General features: G+C 73.0%; 1 protein-coding gene. It reads right to left on the bottom strand.

Translation table 11 applies throughout. The features are described from left to right. On the bottom strand, positions 1–541 hold a 541-nt coding region (locus tag P1P75_RS41800; RefSeq protein ID WP_319265336.1), incomplete at its 3' end, for a GNAT family N-acetyltransferase. Positions 542–730 lie beyond the last annotated feature (189 nt).

Consider the following 730-nt stretch of genomic DNA (forward strand, 5'->3'; position numbering starts at 1 on the left):
GCGTGGGGGCGGCGGGCAGGGGGAGGTCGAAGTGCACGACGCTCTGGTCGCCGTCGGGGTCCTGGCGCTCGTCGTGCACGACCTTCCCGAGGGATCGCCAGAAGGCTTCGGCGCCTTCGACGGACGGGTCCGTGTGCAGGTAGACGGCCCGGTATCCGCCGTCGGCGGCGGCGAAGGCGAGGAGGTCGGCGACCAGGCGCCGGGCGAGGCCGCGGCGCCGGTGCCCGGGGCGGACGTAGACGCGGCGCAGCTGGGCGGTCACGCCGGAGGGGTAGCGGTCGGTGACATGACGCGGGTTCGGCGGGTGGAGAGGCCCGCGCGCATCCAGCGCACCGGTGCCGACGACCTGCTGTTCGGCATCGACGGCGACGAGCAGCGTGTGGCGGGCAGGCGCCAGGTAGGCGGCGGCCGGGTCGACGATGTCGCCGTGCCAGCGGGGCACATAGCCGGTGCCGAAGTCGCGGTAGACGGTGTCGAGCATGACGGCTCGGGCACCGTCGAGGTCGTCGGGGCCCGCAGGCCTTACGCAGTAGTCACGCACTTGCACATCATATGCATTAAGCTCAGGGCCTTGATCGACTAGGGCACCCGAGGCCACACGCTCCGTCCGACCGTGAGGGCGCCCGAGGCCACGCGGACCGTCCGACCGCGCCCGACGGGCTCGCTCGGCGGAGATCACAGCGGCCCTCGGCTCGAAGCGGCTAGCCCTCCCCCTCTCCTTCTCCCTCCC

Origin of the sequence: Streptomyces sp. ID05-39B, assembly GCF_033794725.1 — a bacterium.
GTDB classification, from domain to species: domain Bacteria; phylum Actinomycetota; class Actinomycetes; order Streptomycetales; family Streptomycetaceae; genus Streptomyces; species Streptomyces bobili.